The 1,010-nt window shown below is 35.0% G+C and carries 1 protein-coding gene; it reads left to right on the top strand.

Features of this window, described 5'->3' with window-relative positions; translation table 11 throughout:
• On the top strand, positions 1 to 1,010 hold a 1,010-nt coding region (locus CVT14_RS10605), incomplete at both ends, for a hemagglutinin repeat-containing protein (RefSeq protein ID WP_199907346.1).

Genomic DNA, 1,010 nt, shown 5'->3' with positions numbered 1-1,010 from the left:
TTTAACTTCTCATACACAGATGTTGGCTTGCCAGCGGTATTTGCAGCGGGCAATAACATAGTAGGAAGCACACAAGACTTTTCAAGCTACGCACTAAATGATGATATAAAACTAGCAAATGTTGATCTGGATAAATTCTCTGAGCCAATATTTAATAGCCCAATCATCAAAAACCTAAATAGAAGGGTGAAAAACCAAGGGTATTACTACAGCCTAGATAGTATAAACTCTGCTTATATAGCAAATATCCTTGATGGCTTATATGAGGCAAGAAATGAGAGCATAAGTAAATTTAAAAAAGAGGCCAAAGATAAAAATGTAAAAGCCTCAGCTTTAGTAATGGCTAATAATATAGACCTAGACGCCAAAGGCAACATAAGCCTAGCTGGTAGCGTAGTGGCTGATAATATCAATCTAAACTCACAAAATTTAAACCTAAATAACCTAGAGCTAAACTCTAAAGATCTAAATTTAAAAGCAGGCGCAGCAAATATCAACTCAAGTGAAATTTCAGCCAAAAACATAAATGTAGATGCAAATAATATAAGCTTAGACAAAGAGTCATCTCAGTTTAGTAAGTCTTCAAATTTAAAAGCAGACGAGAGCCTTAACCTAAACGCTAAAGAAAATTTAAACATCACTGGCGGAGGCTTAGAGGCTGACAAGATAAATTTAAGCGCGGATAATATAAATATAAACGCTAAAGAGTTTGCCTACAGCCATAGCGCAGAAGAAAAGGGCATAAGCTTTAAACAAAGCATCCAAACGCTAAATAGCGCAAACCTAGACGCAAAAGATATAAATTTAAACTCTAAGTCAAACACACAGATTAGCTCAAGCAACTTAAGAGCTACTAACAAGCTAAACATAGAAGCTGGAAATGATATATATGTAGTGGGAGCTAATACAAACGAGAGCACAGAAACTAAAGAGAAGTCAAAGGGCTTTTTCTCTAAAAAAGAGTCTCATCTAATGGCTATAAATCAAAAGGTCATCAGCTCAAATTTAAA

The organism is Campylobacter concisus, assembly GCF_003048445.1.
Classification (GTDB): Bacteria; Campylobacterota; Campylobacteria; order Campylobacterales; family Campylobacteraceae; genus Campylobacter_A; species Campylobacter_A concisus_BF.
This window is presented reverse-complemented; position numbering and strand designations above follow the sequence as displayed.